Origin of the sequence: Anabaena sp. AL09 (assembly GCF_001672255.1) — a bacterium.
Lineage (GTDB): Bacteria > Cyanobacteriota > Cyanobacteriia > Cyanobacteriales > Nostocaceae > Dolichospermum > Dolichospermum lemmermannii.
The window spans coordinates 1-17448 of record NZ_LJOQ01000019.1; the positions used below are offsets into that span (position 1 = coordinate 1).

Sequence of the window (17448 nt, forward strand, 5' to 3'; positions counted from 1 at the left end):
TTTGAAAATATTAAAACCTCAAATCCAATCGGTGTAGGGGTTTCAGGGATATTTTACCGAAAATATCATAAAGGGAGCGGTAGAGCCATTATTCCTAAAAATCTGCCTTTACTCTCTCCGTGTCTGGAGCGCCTCTGCGTGAGAAAAAAATAAATCAAGGCAATTAAACAGTATGGAATTGGAATAGCCCCCTCAGACTAGAAGTCTGGGGCTAGAACCCACGCAGGTGGGTTTTGCCTGTGTAGCCGCGACTTCTAGTCGCCCAGCAGGTAATAAATTAGACTTGATAATCAACCTATCTAATACTACCCATGTCAGAAAATTATCGTTTTGAAACCCTACAAGTCCATGCTGGACAAGAACCCGCACCTGGTACTAATGCCCGCGCTGTACCAATTTATCAAACTACTTCCTACGTTTTTGATGATGCTGAACATGGAGCGCGGTTATTTGCTCTCCAGGAGTTCGGTAACATTTATACCCGGATCATGAATCCGACAACGGATGTATTTGAAAAACGGATTGCGGCTTTAGAAGGTGGTGTAGCAGCTTTAGCTACTGCAAGCGGTCAAGCAGCACAATTTTTGGCAATAAGTACGATCGCTCAAGCAGGAGATAATATTGTTTCTACCAGTTTCCTCTATGGGGGAACTTATAACCAGTTCAAAGTTACTCTTCCACGATTGGGAATTAATGTCAAATTTGTGGAAGGAGATGATCCAGAAAATTTCCGTCAAGCGATTGATGAAAACACCAAAGCTTTGTATGTTGAAACCATTGGTAATCCCCAATTTAACATCCCCGATTTTGCTGTTTTAGCTCAAATTGCTCATGAAAACGACATTCCTTTAATTGTAGATAATACCTTCGGTGCAGGTGGATATGTAGCACGACCAATTGAACATGGTGCAGATATTGTTGTCGAGTCTGCAACCAAATGGATTGGTGGACATGGTACATCTATTGGTGGTGTCATAGTTGATTCTGGTAAATTTGATTGGGGTAACGGCAAATTTCCCCTCTTTACCGAACCTTCCCCCGGTTATCATGGATTGAATTTTCAAGAAGTATTTGGGAAAGGTAGTCAATTTGGTAACATTGCTTTTATTATTCGTGCCAGAGTCGAAGGATTACGAGATTTAGGAGCAGCATTAAGTCCATTTAACGCTTTTCTATTACTGCAAGGATTAGAAACTCTTTCCCTGCGTGTAGAACGTCATGTAAATAATGCTTTAGAATTAGCTAAATGGTTAGAACAACAAGAGCAAGTAGCATGGGTTAATTATCCAGGACTTCCCAATCATCCCTATCATGAACGCGCTAAAAAATATCTTCGACATGGCTTTGGAGGAGTTCTTAATTTTGGTATCAAAGGTGGATTAGAAGCAGGTAAAGCTTTCATTAGTAATGTGAAATTAGCTAGTCATTTGGCAAATGTCGGTGATGCAAAAACCCTTGTTATTCATCCTGCTTCTACAACTCATCAACAGCTAAGTGATAGTGAACAAATTTCGGCTGGTGTGACACCAGATTTAGTGCGGGTATCTGTGGGAATTGAACATATTGACGATATTAAGGAGGACTTTGAACAGGCATTTAAGAAGATTTCTGGCTAATATACCAAAAGAAAAAGATCCCCGACTTCTTTAAGAAATCGGGGATCTGGGGATCTATAGCTAATTGCTAATTTTATGAAATACTTAGACTTCATTTCATCAAAAAACCAGTTTTACCAATTGTCAGCACCATTTTCATTAGAATCTGGTGAAGTATTAATTGATGTTCAGGTTGCTTATCGCACTTGGGGAAAATTAAATGCAAACGGCGATAATGGAGTCTTAATTTGTCATGCTCTCACAGGTTCTGCTGACGCTGACGACTGGTGGGGAGATTTGTTTGGTTCAGGGAAAGTCTTTGATTTTGATCAGGATTTTATTGTGTGCAGCAACATTTTAGGAAGTTGTTACGGTACAACTGGAGCAACTTCTATTAACCCAAATACAGGAAAGGTTTATGGTGGATCTTTTCCTAGAATTACAATTAGGGATATGGTTCACCTCCAAGCTGCACTATTAGAATATTTAGATATTCAATCTCTACGGTTAGCAATTGGTGGTTCGCTGGGTGGAATGCAAGTTTTAGAATGGGCTTTATTGTATCCAGAAAAGGTGAGAGCGATCGCACCAATGGCATCACCTGGAAGACATTCAGCATGGTCTATTGGCTTGAGTGAAGCCCAAAGACAGGCAATTTATAGCGATCGCAATTGGCAAAGTGGGAACTATACAACTGATACACCACCAGTCCAAGGATTAGCGGTAGCGCGGATGATGGCAATGATTACCTATCGTTATTGGGAGAGTTTTACAAATCGCTTTGGTAGACAGCAGGATGAATCTAATCAGTTTGCGATCGCCAGTTATTTACAATATCAAGGTCAAAAGCTAGTAGAACGTTTTGATGCTAATACTTATATTACATTAACTCATGCAATGGACAGTCATGATGTTAGTTGGAACAGAAAAGATTATCAATCAGTTTTGCAAAGTATCAAACAACCAACTTTAATTATCTCCATTGATTCTGATGTTCTTTATCCTCCAGTAGAACAACAAGAATTAGTAGATTTAATTCCTAATGCTCAACTGGGGTTGCTTAAGTCAAGTCACGGACATGATGCTTTTTTAATTGATATGGAAGCATTAAATGAAATCCTAGTCTCTTTTAGGAAAGAACTAGATGATGTGAATAAGAGTAAATATTCTTGAAGTTTACCGTAGATGTACAAATTTGCTGCTGCTTGGGAACAAGAAACAATAGTTTTTGGTGCTTCTCGTCCTGGATATGCTGATCATCAGGTATATGATTGGATTGAGTTTATGAAATCCCAAAAAATCAAGCGAGTTTGTTGTTTACTTAGTGAAAAACAACTAGCTAATTATGCCCATCTTTTAGATACATATCGGCAAGAATTTGGTAATCAACAAGTTTGTTGGACACCAATTGAAGATTTTAATTTATCTGATTTAGAAACACTCACACAAAAAATATTGCCTTTTTTAATCACAGCAAATCAACAAAATGAAAAAGTAGTTGTACATTGTACTGGTGGAATTGGTCGCACTGGACATATATTAGCAGCGTGGTTAGTTAGTGTGCGGGGATTTTCTAATCAAGATGCAATTTCTGCTGTTATAAGAACAGGGAGAAATCCTCATGAAGCTGTAATTTTAAGTAAAAATCCGTTACAAGTTGCACAAGAATTAAATGTGCTGCTGAATAATTGTCGTCTAGCATTCTTAACTAATTGATGAATATTGCATTTGCATGAAGAATCAGCAATTCCTACACACTTTACCTTTGATAAAATAGGTGATTATCAAAATCATTGTAAAATTGCAACCGGGCAGTTCCCACAATATTAATGATTACAATACTGTTTGGTTAAGAGTTTTTGTAGGTTGGGTTAAGCGACAGCGCAACCCAACAAAAGTCCGTAAATGTTGGGTTTCCTAACGTCAACCCAACCTACCTGATTTAATGTTTTTAGATTATGACAAGTATAGGTTGTTTGAAAAATGGTTTTAATTGCATGATTAACTCCCGAATAATCAAAATGAATTAGATTGAGTGTTGGGTTAACCAAGCTTCTAAATCAGCAACACTAGAAAAGTCTAATAACGCCTCTCCTAAGTTTTCTAACTGTTCAATTGATAATCCTGTAATTCGCTCGATTAATAACGAATCAATTTCCCCAATCCGACGATGTAGTAGACGCAGTATTAAGTTTTTTTCTCCTTCTTGCTTTCCTTCTTGTCTTCCTTCTTCTTTAGCTTGTTCTCTATTTCTTTGATAAAGTGGTTCTAGTCGCATAATTAACTCCCTATCATCTGTTTCTAGTTCTTGATTTACTCTCAAATTTTCGCGCAAGTTGTAAACTAATTCCAGGGTGGCTTTTTGGTAAGGGTGATCTAATGGTAACGCCTGCAACTCGATAATTGCTTGTGATTGTACGCTTCCCCTACCCAAAAGCCTCAACCATAAAGTCTCCGGTGTCTGTGGTAGTTGGTGTATTGCCACAATTGCTGTTCGCAAGGCATCTGCTAAAAAATGTACTCCCGATAACCAACCTTCTTTTTGGATAGTTCCAAAGCTAGATAAACGAGTTTCAGATATGGTGGGGGTTAAAATCCACAATTTAGGAATTTCTGACTCCTGAAGTTTGATTTTATTGGCTTTGGCTTCTCGTCGCAATGAAGCCTTGACTTCTAATAACTTGAGAATACAGTCGCAGATTTCATCGCTAGAAGCTGGATTGCGGTATGGTTCTATTATTGCAGAATTTTCGGCAAGTCTTCCTAGTAAGCCCAGTATTTGTAATTTAGAAGTTTGTTGTTTAGTAGGTGTGAATAAAACATCTATTTCTTTAATTTCTCCTGAAACTTTTTCTGATGCTTTGACTTCTCCGTAATCTTTCAATAGCTCTTCTAGATAGTCTTTGGCGAATTTATCATGTATAAACCTAGTCATTAAATTTTAATTTTGAGTAAAATATGGGAAATAATTTGGAATTCTATTATATAGCATTTAGCAATTGATTATGCACAAATTCTAAAACCTGCTTTATCTTCTGAACAGGAAACTTGGATAAAGGAGATTTTAGATAATATTTATACATTGTAATTACAGGTAATACTTTAGCTTGCAACCTTTCCTAAAAAACTGTCAAAAGAATTGCTATTGATTAACCCATTTTCTACCAAATGCACAGGTTAAATCTTCTGTGGTAAACCCTGAGATAAATAATAGTTATAGAGCTTTTTTATTATCTAACAAAAAGACGAGTAATTAGTTTTTTAAGTATTTTTTCAAATTGATCTGTACAAAATATCGTTTATTGTGTTAAAATATGTCGAATCAATAAAACGGGCGCATCCGGGAGTTAAAGTAGTACGGAAAATAGTACAACTATAATGACATAAATTCGTACTATGGTTCTTCAATTTGTGACGGGTAAATGGGTGGCGGTAGCCCTTCGTTCAAGCGACCCAACGCAGCATGAGTACATTGGTACTTCCCCCAACGACTATCTGCGCCCCAATAAAATTTAGTAGACATTATTGGACTAAAACATGAAATTCAATGCTGTTTCTCATAGTTGGGTTGCCCTTCATCCTCAACCGAAAGGTGTTGTTCAATTCATTGGTGGAGCATTTGTTGGTACATTCGGTACTTCAATCTTCTATCAGCACCTACTCAAATTTATTTACGACCAGCAATATACTATCATTATTTTGCCCTTTAAGTTTACTTTTAACCATTACCAAGAAGCAGGATTTTTAATCACAGAACAGTATGAGATTTTACCCGAATTGGTCAGATCAGCCTTATTAGAAGGGTATGATCATGAAGCTTACCTCGATAATCGTAATTTTTTCTGGTTAGGCCATAGTATTGGTTGTAAATATATTGCTTTGCTAGAAGGTTTTAGTGCTTTACCCGATACCCCTGAAGAACGTGCTTTATTTATAAACAAAATATTATCTAACACAAAAAAACCGCGTAATAAAAACGAAATCAATAAAGTCATTTTCGAGATTGAATCTTTAATTAAATACTTGCAAGAGCGAGTAACTTTTGCCAAAAAATCTATTAAAAATCAAATTGCCCAAGAAATTATTTTAGGAGATAGCATTTCTACTTTATTTATCAAGGGGCAAGTTTCTGTTCTTCTCGCTCCCAATAATAGTGACACAAAAACAGCACTCCAATTTGAATTTTTAGCTAATTTACTAGATCGTTTAAGACTAGGCGTTTCTCCGACTCCTGAAGAAACAAACAGTTTAATTATAGAGAGCAACTTATTCAATAAATTAGGGTTAGTTGCGTTTGATTCAGATACTACCGCAAAAACGACGGTCAATGATTTTCTTACCTTATTTCAAAAGCCACCTGCTGAGTATCAAGTCCATAAACCAGGGGGACATTTTCGACCAATAGGAACAGATTTCTTTAATCAGGTACTTAATATTTGGGATATTCCCTATGGTTGGCTTCGTTATCTGACCCGTATGGACTCTCAAAAGCCGACCTCTTTAACTCCTTGGTTGGAATCTTCAGCAGCACGAAACTCCGAACTGGAAGTTCATATAATAAATTTGTATCGTCGCCTACATTAAACAAATTAAAATTCATAAAAATTATCACTTGACACACTACATAGATACCATTATTATTGATAATATGTTATTGTTGATAACAATACGGATTTAAGTAACAACCTACTCCTGACCATTGTTCTTATTCAAGGAGAATCTTATGACGGTTATTTCTACTTTTGAGCTTTTAGTTAAACCCCAACTCCCTAAAAAAACCATTTCAAACATTCCCTCAGATATCGCAGAACAATTAGCTCCTTTAACTCGAACAATTGTTCAGGGCTACTTTTTGACTATCGCCAATCTTGAAAGTACAATTATCCAAGTTTCTCTAGTTTTTACGGTTAAAACTCCTAAAATTGACCCCGACGACAACCAGATAATTACTTTGCTGGATACAAGTGGGCAAAATATCATAGGACGAGTTTTCCAGGAAAAAAAGGATGACGCGTCAAAAACTCGATTTACAATCCCAATCGCGGGTAATGATACAGTGTTATTTATCCTGCAACCTAATGTTACTGATCTTGAACTGTTGCAAGCAGCAAACTTTGAAGTACGCGGTTATGCGGAAATTTTCTTGAGTTCCGTGTCAACACCAAAAACAGCCAAAATTCTGGTTACACCTGAACATAGAGGGACATTTTTCGGTAGTTTAAATCCTGCGGATAAAGATGATAGTAGTTCTAAATTGGGTGAGGTTGCCTACGGTTTACCAATCGCGGGGGGTAACTCCCTATTGGAATTGATCAGAGAAGGTTAAACTTTTTATTAATTTTATAGCGGTTCTCGGTGGAGTGAAATGTAATAACCTATCCCCAGAAGCAATTTATAGGGTGCGTTACGGATTTTATTCTAACGTACCCTATTAATATTATGGATGAAGCTAAAAGAAAACGTCTAGAACAAAAGGGCTGGAAAGTTGGAAATGTTTCCGAGTTTTTAGAACTCACAAAAGAAGAAACTGCTCTGATTGAGACTACTAAAATCTCAGAATTTTTCCGTCAATCCCCCTTGGCTGAACTTACTGAAGAACTCGACTTGAACCGCGATCGCAGTTTACCCCGCGATACATTCACCCCATGACCCTCCTGTACTCGTAACGAAAAAGATTTTGCTGGGACGGGGCTTATCATCGTTAATCCTTGGTCTTGACTTTTAGAAGAAATATGTCAAACTAATATTTAGATAGTCTAATTATTTGAATAAGGAAGTAAATCCGACTCGTGACGAAACTTACGGGAAGAATAGAATCTGCGGAAATACCTGCACAAGTTCCAAAGTCAGTAATACTGCAAACCTTGGAACTGACGCGCCGCTTTGAAAAATCAACAGCCGTTGATACTTTGAATATCTCCGTTGCATCAGGAGAAGTTTTTGGTTTACTTGGTCCCAATGGTGCGGGAAAAAGTACAGTAATTAAGATGTTAACTACCTTGCTACCAGTCAGTAGCGGGAAAGCATACTTAGCCGGTTATGATGTGACTCGTCAACCTGATGCAGTCAGAAGAGTAATAGGTTATGTACCCCAGGCTTTATCAGCAGATGGGACTTTAACAGGTTATGAAAATCTGTTAATATTCTCTAAATTGTATGATATTCCCCCTCGACGCAGAAAACAGCAAATCTCTGAAGTGCTGGAATTTATGGGTTTGGAGGATGTAGCACATCAGTTAGTGAGAACTTTTTCTGGGGGAATGATTCGGAAACTGGAAATTGCTCAAGCTATCTTACATCAACCCCAAATCTTATTTTTAGATGAGCCAACAGTCGGATTAGATCCAGTTGCAAGAACACAAGTATGGCAACTTGTACAGCAACTCCGTGTTGAGTACGGCACAACCATCTTTTTAACTACCCACTTTTTAGAAGAAGCGGATCATCTTTGTAATCGAGTCGTGATTATGAATCAGGGTAAAGAAATTATCACCGGTTCACCCGCAGATTTAAAAGCCGCTATTGGGAAACCAGAAGCAACCTTAGATGATGTCTTCATCCACTACGCAGGAAATCAATTAGTATCAGGAGTGAGTTATCGTGAGACTGCAAGAACCAGACGTACCACTCAACGGTTGGGCTGAACCCAGATATAATCGCCCCAACGGAATTTTTTCTAATATTAAAGAACTTTTTACCAAAACCCTGGTAATTACTGAATTGGAAGTGCGGAAACTCCGCCATGATCCTAGTGATTTGATTATCAGGGCTGTACAACCGGCTTTATGGCTGCTGATATTTGGGCAAGTATTTACTCGGACTCGTGCTATCCCTACAGGTAATTTACCTTACTTGGATTTTATGACTCCCGGTATTTTGGCTCAGAGTGCGCTGTTTGTTGCTATTTTTGCTGGGGGAATGACATTAATTTGGGAACGTGATTTAGGGATTTTGCAGAAATTCTTAGTTGCACCCATCCCCCGTGCAGCGATTGTCTTAGGCAAAGCTTTAGCGGCTGGGATTCGTTGTTTTTTCCAAGTGGTGTTTATTTACCTTTTAGCGTTTTTGCTGGGTGTACATCTCAATCTCAATCCTTTGGGTTTCTTGCAAGTTGTCCTAGTCATATTTTTGGGAGCAGCTTGTTTTTGTACCTTTTCACTGATCATTGGCTGTTTGGTGAAATCGCGGGAAAGGTTTACAGGAATTGGGCAATTAATCACCATGCCCTTGTTTTTTGCCAGTAATGCCATCTATCCTATTTCCTTAATGCCAAGTTGGTTAAAGGTCATTTCCCACTTGAATCCTTTGACTTATGAAGTGGATGCTTTACGCGGTGCAATGCTGGCAAATGGCTCAAGTATTTATGGGTTTGGGTTAGATTGTACAATTCTCTTGCTAACATTAATAGGTTTAACCTACATCTGTGGCCGACTTTATCCACAGGTGGCAATTTGACACTCTCACTGGCTAAAGCCGGTGAAATTCTTGGTTCACCGAAACCACTTAATTTAGATTCCTTGCGTTTTCTAAACCAGAGGTGGGATTCTCCCCAAGCGACTTCGGGTATGCCCTACCCTAGTTGCATTAATGCAAGTTCTTTTTTTGTTGAAGCAAATGCGCTTCAAAATCCTGAGTGCCTAGCACCTGTAAATCTTTTACCTATTACCAAGAGGAAGCTAGAACAATGTAATAGAACCCGATAGATTTAATTGTCAAGGTACAGTGTCTGCGGTTTAGGCAGCAATCGGGTTTTTAGACAGGTTAATTACCCTTCCTGTATAGGTAATATTATCCATAAAATGCTAAATTATGGCAAGAGAAAATAGAAATTGATGACGGGGATTAAAATCTCACGAGCCGCTTATATCTCTTTCTCTAAAGCCTCTGAGCTTTACGCTTACCGGGCATTCCTGTAATCTAGAGAAAAAAGATAGATATTATGAGTTTGGATAAACCCTCTGAAGAATGTGCCGCTAGGGTGATGGAAACTGTCCCCTTATTGATGCGGTTTATCCGATCTGAAATGCGATCGCACAGTTCTGACTCTTTATCTATACCACAATTGCGATCGCTCGCTTTTCTGAATCGCAATCCTGGTGCTTCCTTGTCTGAGGTAGCAGATCATCTCGGAGTTACCTGTGCTACAGCATCCACAACTATAGAAAAATTAGTCCAACGAAATCTGGTGCAACGGACAGATAATCCTCAAGAACGACGACGAGTAGTTTTGAATCTGACAAGAGAGGGAAAACTGCTTTTAGAGCAATCCCAGGAAAAAACTCGCGGGGAAATTGCGGAAATTCTAGAAGGTTTGACACCAGAGCAAGTATCACATATTGAATCAGGCTTGACTCTACTAAAAAATGTCTTCGAGCAAACAGAAACCAACTCACCATAACAGTAAGGCTGCACAACACGATCCTTTTGCAGCCATGAGATTTCGAGATTATCGCCTATTTACCATCGGGCGTGTACTCCTCTTCACAGGGGGACAAATGCAGACCGTCGCACTGGGCTGGGAGCTATATGAGCGGACAAATTCAGCGATGGCCTTAGGTGGAATCGGGTTGGCGCAGGTTCTCCCCATGATTGCGCTGACGTTGATTACGGGTCACGTTGCTGATAAAAATGACCGGAAAAAGATTACTTTATATTCAATGCTGCTATTAATGTTTTGTTCTCTAACTTTAGCGGCTATTTCCTATTATCAAGGTGCAGTTTTTCTAATTTATGCTTGCTTATTATTAACAGGTGTAGCTAGGGCATTTCTCAAACCTGCTGGTGATGCGCTGATGTGGCAGTTAATACCGATGAGTGCTTTTACTAATGCAGCGACTTGGAATAGTAGTAGTTTTCAATTAGCGTCAGTAATTGGGCCAGCTTTGGGAGGATTTAGTATTGCTCTGTTCAAGAATGCGACGGGAGTATATATATTATCGGCGATCGCAGCACTATCATGTTTTTTCCTCACCGCAGCCATCAAACCCCAAAAAACCAACTTTAAGAAAGAACCAATATCCCTGAAAACTCTAGCTGCTGGGGCTGAATTTGTGTGGAATAATCAACTCATTCTCGCAGCTATCACCCTAGATTTATTTGCTGTTTTGCTGGGTGGTGCAGTGGCATTATTACCAGTTTTTGCCAAAGATATTCTGCACGTTGGGCCTGTGGAATTGGGCTATTTACAAGCAGCACCATCAATAGGTGCATTAATTATGGCAGCATTGTTGGTATATTTACCACCTATCCGCAAAGCGGGGCCAGCCTTACTTTGGTCGGTTGTCGGGTTTGGGATTGTGACAATTATTTTTGGTTTATCCCGTTGGGTGTGGCTGTCGTTGTTGATGTTGGCATTAAGCGGGGCGTTAGACAGCATTAGCGTGGTGATTCGTCATACTTTGGTGCAAATTCGTACTCCTGACCATTTACGGGGTCGAGTTGCGGCTATCAATAGTGTGTTTATCAGTGCTTCTAATGAGTTGGGGGGTTTTGAGTCTGGTTTGACTGCGGCTTTATTTGGTCCGGTGTTTTCTGTTGTTGGTGGGGGTATTGGGACGATTTTGGTGGTGGTTGCAACAGCCGCAATTTGGCCGGAGATTAGGAAGTTGGGGGCGTTGCATGAGGATTTATAGGGGAAAGAGTCTCACGCAAAGGCGCAGAGTCGCAAAGGAAGAAATCTAGAAACAAAAATAGTGATCTGAATAGCTGCTCACAAATTTAGTCCATTTTAACGGACTTCGGCTATTAGCCCGTAACTTGATTTATGGGCTGTTTATGTCGAGAATGATTTCAGATTTCAGGATGATAAGTTATCCAAATCTAGCGGATCACTCTCAACATATTCCTTTGCTGTCATGTCTTCTAACGATACTACCAAGCCATCTACAGATTGAAAACGACCGGATGGTGGAATTAATTTCAACCAATTTTCACAAAGTTGATCCCACCTTATATCTTGAAACTGAACTTGTTCTTCATCACGGATAAACAAAAAAGTTAGGTTGATTGCAGTGTCATTCCAAGAAGGTTCTGCATATACTCTAATTTCACGCAAAGCACGAAGAGCTTCACCTTCAGGGCTAGATTTATCATGCTTATCTTGCATTCGTGTTTGCAACTTTTTAGCAAATTGATTGAAGTCATCAGGAAAAGCAAATCTAGCTCGTTTCCGCGCTAATGCTTGCCCTAATGTCCTAATCTCTTGATCATTTTGGCATCCAGACTTGCGCTCCCATTCTGCAACAACAGCTTTCTCTACTGTCATCACACGATCAAGATCAGCCACTAAATTCAGTTCTGCTACTCCTGGAATATAAGCATATTGAGGTTGTCTAGTTCGTTGAATTTGATATAACTGTTTCTCATCAACCTCCACCAGAGGAACTATTTCGACAAAAGGACGAGTGCGACAAGTACGCACAATATCGCAAGTTTGCGTAACCACTACAAAACCCCTAACTTCTGATTCAGCAAGATCAGCCTCATCTTGTGCAATACCTGTAGATTCTGGTGTCAGAGGACGCTGAGGGTGAAAACGCTGTACAAACCAATGTTCACCAAGCACATAATCACCTTGCTGCCATTTTTGAAGAGCAGCATCCACTTCCTTAATCCAAACATCAAGCTCATTGTCCACTACCGTTTTTGCGGCTCCTTACCGCTCTAGCAGGTTTGGATCGTCCAACTTCACGATGGATAGGCTCTTGTAGAGCATCAACTAGATCAGCCGGATTGGGTGGTCTACGTGACGCACGTGCATCCTCAGATAAGGGAGCTAATTGTGGTCTTTCAGGAGCATTACCATAACCAATAATTCGTTTTACCTCTTCATATTCATCAGCTACCAAGAGATCGAAAGGAAGTTGACTATCACTACCAGGAGTTAATAAAAGACTACGATTAAGATTGGCACTTCCCCGATTAATATACTGAACAGTAGCCAAAAGGCGATTAAGCTTCTCCTCATTAAAACGAGATAATGGCTGGCCACTTGCCCAAAAGTGAATACTTCTACGTGAAACATTAAAAAGCCTAGCAAGTTGATCCCAGGTCAATCCACTTAACTTTCTCAGTTGGTTAATAGCAATCCGTGTTGTTTCCGCAGAATTAGTTGATGGTAAAGTTAACCCACTCGTGGTTATCTCCAAAGCAGGTAAGAAATTACGTTCAAATGTTCCTGAACTAGTGGCTGTAATAGGAAAATTTGAGAAAATTTTAGATATAATAGTGGGTCGGTAATTATGCTGAGGACGCATTGAGCCACGGGCAGAAGTACCCGATAACTGTTCAGGCTTTCTATCTAAAAGAGAAGTCATGGTTCACCTCCAAAATGCTGCAAAAATTCATCAGTTACTGCCCATCTGAAAAAAGTATAAATTCTTTCAGCAAAACGCTGTGCTTCATTCAGAAGTTCTTCAACATCAAAATCTCGTTGTTTTGAGAGAGACATATCTAAATCAAGTATCCAGCTAGTTTCATCAACCGGTTCTATTGCATCTGGATCAAAAGTTCCATTAGGAGGAATTAGTCCCCATCGTGCAATTATCTGATCTTCTCCTCCAGGTAAACTAAACAAAGATTCATTGATACTCTGATGAATATATTCTCCAAAGTCTAATGCTACAATACCCGTAATTTCCGAGCGTACAAGCTTAGATATATCATTTACTGCCTGTCCAACGAGCCGATCAATATATCTCACACCGAATCGTTGAACAATTTTAGGTTTAATGTGTTCATTAAGTGCTATTAGCAAGTTTTCTAACCGTGCTATAAAATCACTACGGCTTGTATAAGCAGTTGTCTCAAGTGCTACGAAGTCAGGTGATAGTGATAAGCGCCAATTACCTTGAGCATCTACAAATCTCCAAGTTACTTGCTCAGACTGCGTAATGCCTTGAGAACCAAAAACTAAACTTCGGGTCTGCTCTTGTTGTAATATTGGATACTTATCTCTAATAGCTTCTTGAAATCCTCCTATAAAGCTTTTATTTTCAATTGACGTAATCAGCGGAAAGCGTATTTGTGCAATAACACGAACTAGAGGTGCTTTTTTTAAAGACACCTCTTTTGGCGGTTGTGCAATAAGTGGATTGATTATGGCCACTGCTCTCCATCCTTTGTTCGTTGGTTTTCAGGAGACTGTGTATGTTCCGAAAGCAGGAAATGCTGCCTTTAGTCTCGTGAATCTATAATAGAGCAAAAGTGTGAAGTGGAGTGTGAAGTTTAAACAAAATTTATCTAAAACAAAATCCTGTCACTAAACCCAACATTATCAGGTGTATATGATAGCAGGTAATATCTAGCAATCTGATCTACGTATATAAAATTTGAAGGTTATCTATTAAGCGATCGCACCGTATAAATAAATTTTCCATTTTCCCAAATTTTACACCAGTAACAGCCAGGAAGTTATCCTGGCTCATGGGAAAAACTAGAACAATAACCCTTGTACTGCTGAAAATCCCTAACTACCCAACCGCTACCGGAACTTTATAATAAACCGGCTCATTCCCTGCTTTCCATTTAATATTACAACCAATACTCGGCTTTTGCTCCCAAGTAATTACTTCATCTGCTAAAACATAATTAATCGCTTTTCTTAAATCCTGTCCAGTTACAGGTAAACCATTTTTCGGACGACTATCATCTAATTGTCCCCGATAAGCCAGCTTTCTATTAGCATTAAATACAAAAAAGTCTGGAGTACAAGCTGCAAAAAAATCTTTAGCCGCTTCTTGACTTTCATCATAAAGTAAAGAATAAGATAAATCTATTTCTTGGGCAAAATCTTTAAGTAATTCTGGTGCATCATTAGGATGAGTATTAATATCATTAGAACTAATTGCTAAAAAGCCCACATTTCTATTTTTGTAATCTTGTCCTAACTTTGCTAATTCAAATTTGATATGTTGCACAAAAGGACAATGACGACTAAGAAAGATAACTACCAATGCTTTTTTATCAGCAAAATTTGCCAATGAAATCGTTTTACCTGAAACCACATCTGGGAGATTAAATTTAGGTGCTAAAGTCCCCAAAGGTAACATTGTCGAAGGTGTTAAAGCCATAAAATCCAACTCCTTAAATTATCAAATTACAATTATTTAAGGCTTGTAAACCTAAGTTTAAATTCCTTTGTAAATTGGGATTTGTGTTTGGGTATGGGAAATTTCGTTAGGGCTTGGTGCTGGGAATAAAATAAAACTACAGTTTGTTGACAGAGTTACTGGTAATTGTTCTAGCAGTATTACATGACCAGAAAGAAATTTCAAGTGGTTTCACAAGAAAATAGATGTTTAACTAAATTTATGGCTGACTAATGATTAGTATATCTAAATAATTGTTAAGTTATACTTGAGGATAAGACGTAAAATCAAGAACCATGAATACAAATACTGATATTACTGGTTTTCATGCACATATTTATTTTGATACCGCTAGTCGTGAAACGGCTGCTCGTGTAAGAGAAGGTTTAGGTGCTAAATTTGATGTAAGATTAGGACGTTGGCATGAACAGCCTGTAGGACCACACCCAAAATCAATGTATCAAGTGGCTTTTTTACCACATCAGTTTAGTGAAGTTGTGACTTGGTTAATGGTTAATAGAGAAGGTTTAGATATTTTGGTTCACCCAGAAACGGGAGATGATGTCAAAGATCATACAGATAATTCTCTGTGGTTAGGGGAGAAGCTACCGTTGAATATTGAGTTTCTGCAAAGGTTAAAAACTATTTAAACTTACCAAAATGCTTTCTCACACAGTCCTTTTTGACCTAGACGGAACTCTAACTGATCCTAAACCGGGGATTACTCGCTGTATTCAGTATGCTTTATCGGAGCTTGGTTATAAACCACCAGATGCTAATGAATTGCTTTGGTGTATTGGACCACCACTGAAAAGCAGTTTTTCCCAGTTATTGCAAACCTCTGATGACACATTGCTGGAGGAGGCAATTTCACTATATCGTAGTCGCTTTTCTACGATTGGGTTATTTGAAAACTCCCTTTATCCGCAAATTCCCAAAACTCTAAAAATTATTCGTGCTGCTGGTTATCAGACTTTTGTAGCGACTTCTAAACCTCAAGTTTATGCTACACGCATTATTGAATATTTTGATTTAGCACCTTTTTTTGATGGTGTTTATGGTAGCGAATTGGATGGTAATAGAAGTGTGAAAGGTGATTTAATTTACTACATTATAGAGAGGGAAAGTCTTTCAGCTTCTACTGTTGTTATGGTAGGCGATAGCGAAGCGCTGCTGCAAGCAGATCGCTTACATGATATCATCGGAGCTAAGAAAAACAATATTGCTTCAATTGGTGTGACTTATGGTTATGGAAGTAGAGAAGAATTGGAAACTCACAAAGCTGATTTAATTGCTGATTATCCAGATGAGATTCCTACATTGCTACCTTTGATTTGATCGCTCAACTCTGATCACTATTAAAAGCGATACTTACAGAAAATTATGCTATAGCTAATAAACATCATTATGACTCTTCACTTAAATAAGATTGGCGACTATTACGAACATGAATAATGGCGATAATATCTTCTTCGACTACAAACAAAACTCGATATTTTCTTTGTTTTCCAATCTAGAGTTGACGAACTTCACCACCAATTACTTTTGCTTCTGGTGCTATGGTACAGCGATTAGGAAATTTTTTTAATGATGCTATAGCATCTTCAAGTTCATAGTACCAATTGTTTGCTACTTCAGGACTCAGATTATCGCACATCCAACGATAAGCAGTTTCGATTTCTAAAAAAAGCTGTAGGTTGAATAATAACTTGGTAATTCATGAGCGAGGAGGAATATTAAATTTGTTTTTTAGGGTTGCTAATGCTTGATCGGCTGGTATTCCTTCACCTTGCTTAAATTCATCTAGTCCTTTACAAATACCTACTATTGTTTCTAAGTAATCAATTCGTTCTAAGAGTTCTTGATATGTGCTTAGAGGCTGTTTTGGGGTTGTTTTCCGTGATTGTAAAAAACTCAGCAGATCCTCTAGGAGTTCGTTGGGGGTGTTGTCAATTTCTTGTAAGAGTAATTCTTTGATAGTCATTACAGTTAACTGTGAAGATTGATATTTCTATTATAGTGATATCTTTGCTCTGACTGTGTAAGGAATATGGTAAGCGCTCGATAACTGTATAGAAAGTGTCAGACATTGAACAAAAAGCTACAAACGCCCAGACTAATCATAGCCTAAGCGTTTGACCATTGGGTCGCAGATAAACTTCTGCAAGTAAAAAATAATTAAACAGGTATCATTTGCATGGATTTGCACGATTCTGCACATCTACGGCAAGCAGCAGCACATTCCATCATCTTGCTATCATCGCTCATTTTTTCGCAGGTTATTGCACAGCGATCGCACATTTCCGCACATAACATACAAGTGCGATCGCTGAATTCAGAACCAGCCATCATCATATTTGTACACATCATGCACATTTCTGCACAATCTCGTAGCATTGTCATCATGGTTATATCCATGTACTTACCACCTTTAGTCATACAGTAAGTCATGGTTTCCATGCACATTTTATGACATTCCATGCAAGCGTTCACGCACATTTGCATTTCGTTGGTCATAGATTTAGTCATCATCATCATCATAGTAAATACTCCTTGATTTTTTGATATGTATCTTCAGTCCTGAGCCGGACTAATTACAACGCTAATTAAAAGTTTTTCAAAAATCAATGGGTATGCAACTCTAAATTAAAATTGATAATTCCGATAGAATTGTCGGAGTTTGTGTAGCATTGCTAGATAAATTAATGATATTTTTTTGATGAAGTCCTGATTAAATAAGGGTTACAAACTTTATTTTAAATTCT

At 38.4% G+C, this 17448-nt stretch carries 21 protein-coding genes; 12 read left to right on the forward strand and 9 right to left on the reverse strand.

Going from position 1 to position 17448, the window contains the following annotated elements:
- The first annotated feature begins 311 nt into the window (after positions 1-311).
- From AN490_RS03325 to AN490_RS03335, 3 genes are all read left to right on the forward strand, one after another.
- Positions 312-1616: an O-acetylhomoserine aminocarboxypropyltransferase/cysteine synthase family protein gene (locus AN490_RS03325; protein ID WP_299999920.1), complete on the forward strand. Its 1305-nt coding sequence runs from the start codon at positions 312-314 to the stop codon at positions 1614-1616.
- Positions 1617-1691: 75 nt separating this feature from the next.
- Positions 1692-2768, forward strand: coding sequence for a homoserine O-acetyltransferase (gene metX, locus AN490_RS03330; protein ID WP_299999922.1), 1077 nt, complete (start codon positions 1692-1694; stop codon positions 2766-2768).
- Positions 2769-2780: 12 nt separating this feature from the next.
- The gene (locus tag AN490_RS03335) at positions 2781-3311 is read left to right on the forward strand and encodes a dual specificity protein phosphatase family protein (RefSeq protein WP_299999924.1); all 531 of its coding nucleotides are present in this window, start codon (positions 2781-2783) and stop codon (positions 3309-3311) included.
- 310 nt (positions 3312-3621) lie between these two features.
- Here AN490_RS03335 and AN490_RS03340 read toward each other — a convergent pair whose 3' ends face one another.
- Positions 3622-4530, reverse strand: coding sequence for a DUF4351 domain-containing protein (locus AN490_RS03340; protein ID WP_299999926.1), 909 nt, complete (start codon positions 4528-4530; stop codon positions 3622-3624).
- Between the two features lie 459 nt (positions 4531-4989).
- The gene (locus AN490_RS03345) at positions 4990-5118 is read right to left on the reverse strand and encodes a hypothetical protein (protein WP_299999928.1); all 129 of its coding nucleotides are present in this window, start codon (positions 5116-5118) and stop codon (positions 4990-4992) included.
- A gap of 14 nt (positions 5119-5132) precedes the next feature.
- Between AN490_RS03345 and AN490_RS03350 the strand changes: the two genes are divergently transcribed.
- The 7 genes from AN490_RS03350 (at position 5133) to AN490_RS03380 (ending at position 11227) form a co-directional block, all read left to right on the forward strand.
- On the forward strand, positions 5133-6179 hold the full coding sequence (locus AN490_RS03350; protein WP_299999930.1) for a DUF1350 family protein: 1047 nt from the start codon (positions 5133-5135) through the stop codon (positions 6177-6179).
- A gap of 139 nt (positions 6180-6318) precedes the next feature.
- Complete coding sequence (locus tag AN490_RS03355) at positions 6319-6921, forward strand: hypothetical protein (RefSeq protein ID WP_299999932.1); 603 nt, start codon at positions 6319-6321, stop codon at positions 6919-6921.
- Positions 6922-7034: 113 nt separating this feature from the next.
- The gene (locus tag AN490_RS03360) at positions 7035-7244 is read left to right on the forward strand and encodes a hypothetical protein (protein WP_168357454.1); all 210 of its coding nucleotides are present in this window, start codon (positions 7035-7037) and stop codon (positions 7242-7244) included.
- Positions 7245-7384: 140 nt separating this feature from the next.
- Positions 7385-8239 (forward strand): ATP-binding cassette domain-containing protein, encoded by an 855-nt coding sequence (locus tag AN490_RS03365; RefSeq protein ID WP_299999937.1) that lies wholly within the window; start codon positions 7385-7387, stop codon positions 8237-8239.
- Entirely contained in the window at positions 8196-9050 is an 855-nt protein-coding gene (locus AN490_RS03370) for an ABC transporter permease (protein ID WP_299999939.1), read from the forward strand. Before AN490_RS03365 ends, AN490_RS03370 begins: the two co-directional genes overlap by 44 nt.
- 484 nt (positions 9051-9534) lie before the next feature.
- On the forward strand, positions 9535-9993 hold the full coding sequence (locus AN490_RS03375; RefSeq protein ID WP_213801320.1) for a MarR family transcriptional regulator: 459 nt from the start codon (positions 9535-9537) through the stop codon (positions 9991-9993).
- Positions 9959-11227, forward strand: coding sequence for an MFS transporter (locus tag AN490_RS03380; RefSeq protein ID WP_299999942.1), 1269 nt, complete (start codon positions 9959-9961; stop codon positions 11225-11227). Before AN490_RS03375 ends, AN490_RS03380 begins: the two co-directional genes overlap by 35 nt.
- Positions 11228-11391: 164 nt before the next feature.
- Here the strand turns inward: AN490_RS03380 and AN490_RS03385 are convergent, their stop codons facing one another.
- The 4 genes from AN490_RS03385 to AN490_RS03400 form a co-directional block, all read right to left on the reverse strand.
- Positions 11392-12231, reverse strand: coding sequence for a hypothetical protein (locus AN490_RS03385; protein WP_299999944.1), 840 nt, complete (start codon positions 12229-12231; stop codon positions 11392-11394).
- Positions 12221-12910 (reverse strand): XRE family transcriptional regulator, encoded by a 690-nt coding sequence (locus AN490_RS03390; RefSeq protein WP_299999946.1) that lies wholly within the window; start codon positions 12908-12910, stop codon positions 12221-12223. The genes AN490_RS03385 and AN490_RS03390 overlap by 11 nt, the downstream gene beginning before the upstream one ends.
- Positions 12907-13701: a TIGR04255 family protein gene (locus AN490_RS03395; RefSeq protein ID WP_299999949.1), complete on the reverse strand. Its 795-nt coding sequence runs from the start codon at positions 13699-13701 to the stop codon at positions 12907-12909. The genes AN490_RS03390 and AN490_RS03395 overlap by 4 nt, the downstream gene beginning before the upstream one ends.
- A gap of 364 nt (positions 13702-14065) precedes the next feature.
- Positions 14066-14665: a thioredoxin family protein gene (locus AN490_RS03400; protein WP_299999951.1), complete on the reverse strand. Its 600-nt coding sequence runs from the start codon at positions 14663-14665 to the stop codon at positions 14066-14068.
- 314 nt (positions 14666-14979) lie between these two features.
- On the opposite strand from AN490_RS03400, the gene AN490_RS03405 reads away from it, so the two are divergent.
- Both AN490_RS03405 and AN490_RS03410 read left to right on the forward strand, forming a co-directional pair.
- Positions 14980-15333 (forward strand): DOPA 4,5-dioxygenase family protein, encoded by a 354-nt coding sequence (locus AN490_RS03405; RefSeq protein ID WP_299999953.1) that lies wholly within the window; start codon positions 14980-14982, stop codon positions 15331-15333.
- A gap of 10 nt (positions 15334-15343) precedes the next feature.
- On the forward strand, positions 15344-16021 hold the full coding sequence (locus AN490_RS03410; protein WP_299999955.1) for an HAD family hydrolase: 678 nt from the start codon (positions 15344-15346) through the stop codon (positions 16019-16021).
- 175 nt (positions 16022-16196) lie between these two features.
- On the opposite strand, the gene AN490_RS03415 is transcribed toward AN490_RS03410, so the two are convergent.
- From AN490_RS03415 to AN490_RS03425, 3 genes are all read right to left on the reverse strand, one after another.
- A complete protein-coding gene (locus tag AN490_RS03415) occupies positions 16197-16340 on the reverse strand; it encodes a hypothetical protein (protein ID WP_299999957.1) in 144 nt (47 codons plus the stop codon).
- 60 nt (positions 16341-16400) lie between these two features.
- Positions 16401-16667, reverse strand: coding sequence for a prevent-host-death family protein (locus tag AN490_RS03420; protein ID WP_299999959.1), 267 nt, complete (start codon positions 16665-16667; stop codon positions 16401-16403).
- Positions 16668-16861: 194 nt separating this feature from the next.
- Positions 16862-17224: a four-helix bundle copper-binding protein gene (locus AN490_RS03425; protein WP_299999961.1), complete on the reverse strand. Its 363-nt coding sequence runs from the start codon at positions 17222-17224 to the stop codon at positions 16862-16864.
- Positions 17225-17448: the final 224 nt, after the last annotated feature.

What these genes read in the sequence shown, in the direction of transcription:
- AN490_RS03405 (WP_299999953.1), top strand. Translation starts at nt 14,980, where the DNA reads ATGAATACAAATACTGATATTACTGGTTTTCATGCACATATTTATTTT.
- AN490_RS03390 (WP_299999946.1), bottom strand. Translation starts at nt 12,910, where the DNA reads ATGACTTCTCTTTTAGATAGAAAGCCTGAACAGTTATCGGGTACTTCT.
- AN490_RS03380 (WP_299999942.1), top strand. Translation starts at nt 9,959, where the DNA reads ATGTCTTCGAGCAAACAGAAACCAACTCACCATAACAGTAAGGCTGCA.
- AN490_RS03325 (WP_299999920.1), top strand. Translation starts at nt 312, where the DNA reads ATGTCAGAAAATTATCGTTTTGAAACCCTACAAGTCCATGCTGGACAA.
- AN490_RS03345 (WP_299999928.1), bottom strand. Translation starts at nt 5,118, where the DNA reads ATGTCTACTAAATTTTATTGGGGCGCAGATAGTCGTTGGGGGAAGTAC.
- AN490_RS03400 (WP_299999951.1), bottom strand. Translation starts at nt 14,665, where the DNA reads ATGGCTTTAACACCTTCGACAATGTTACCTTTGGGGACTTTAGCACCT.
- AN490_RS03375 (WP_213801320.1), top strand. Translation starts at nt 9,535, where the DNA reads ATGAGTTTGGATAAACCCTCTGAAGAATGTGCCGCTAGGGTGATGGAA.
- metX (WP_299999922.1), top strand. Translation starts at nt 1,692, where the DNA reads ATGAAATACTTAGACTTCATTTCATCAAAAAACCAGTTTTACCAATTG.
- AN490_RS03360 (WP_168357454.1), top strand. Translation starts at nt 7,035, where the DNA reads ATGGATGAAGCTAAAAGAAAACGTCTAGAACAAAAGGGCTGGAAAGTT.
- AN490_RS03335 (WP_299999924.1), top strand. Translation starts at nt 2,781, where the DNA reads ATGTACAAATTTGCTGCTGCTTGGGAACAAGAAACAATAGTTTTTGGT.
- AN490_RS03340 (WP_299999926.1), bottom strand. Translation starts at nt 4,530, where the DNA reads ATGACTAGGTTTATACATGATAAATTCGCCAAAGACTATCTAGAAGAG.
- AN490_RS03350 (WP_299999930.1), top strand. Translation starts at nt 5,133, where the DNA reads ATGAAATTCAATGCTGTTTCTCATAGTTGGGTTGCCCTTCATCCTCAA.
- AN490_RS03355 (WP_299999932.1), top strand. Translation starts at nt 6,319, where the DNA reads ATGACGGTTATTTCTACTTTTGAGCTTTTAGTTAAACCCCAACTCCCT.
- AN490_RS03410 (WP_299999955.1), top strand. Translation starts at nt 15,344, where the DNA reads ATGCTTTCTCACACAGTCCTTTTTGACCTAGACGGAACTCTAACTGAT.
- AN490_RS03420 (WP_299999959.1), bottom strand. Translation starts at nt 16,667, where the DNA reads ATGACTATCAAAGAATTACTCTTACAAGAAATTGACAACACCCCCAAC.
- AN490_RS03415 (WP_299999957.1), bottom strand. Translation starts at nt 16,340, where the DNA reads ATGTGCGATAATCTGAGTCCTGAAGTAGCAAACAATTGGTACTATGAA.
- AN490_RS03425 (WP_299999961.1), bottom strand. Translation starts at nt 17,224, where the DNA reads ATGATGATGATGATGACTAAATCTATGACCAACGAAATGCAAATGTGC.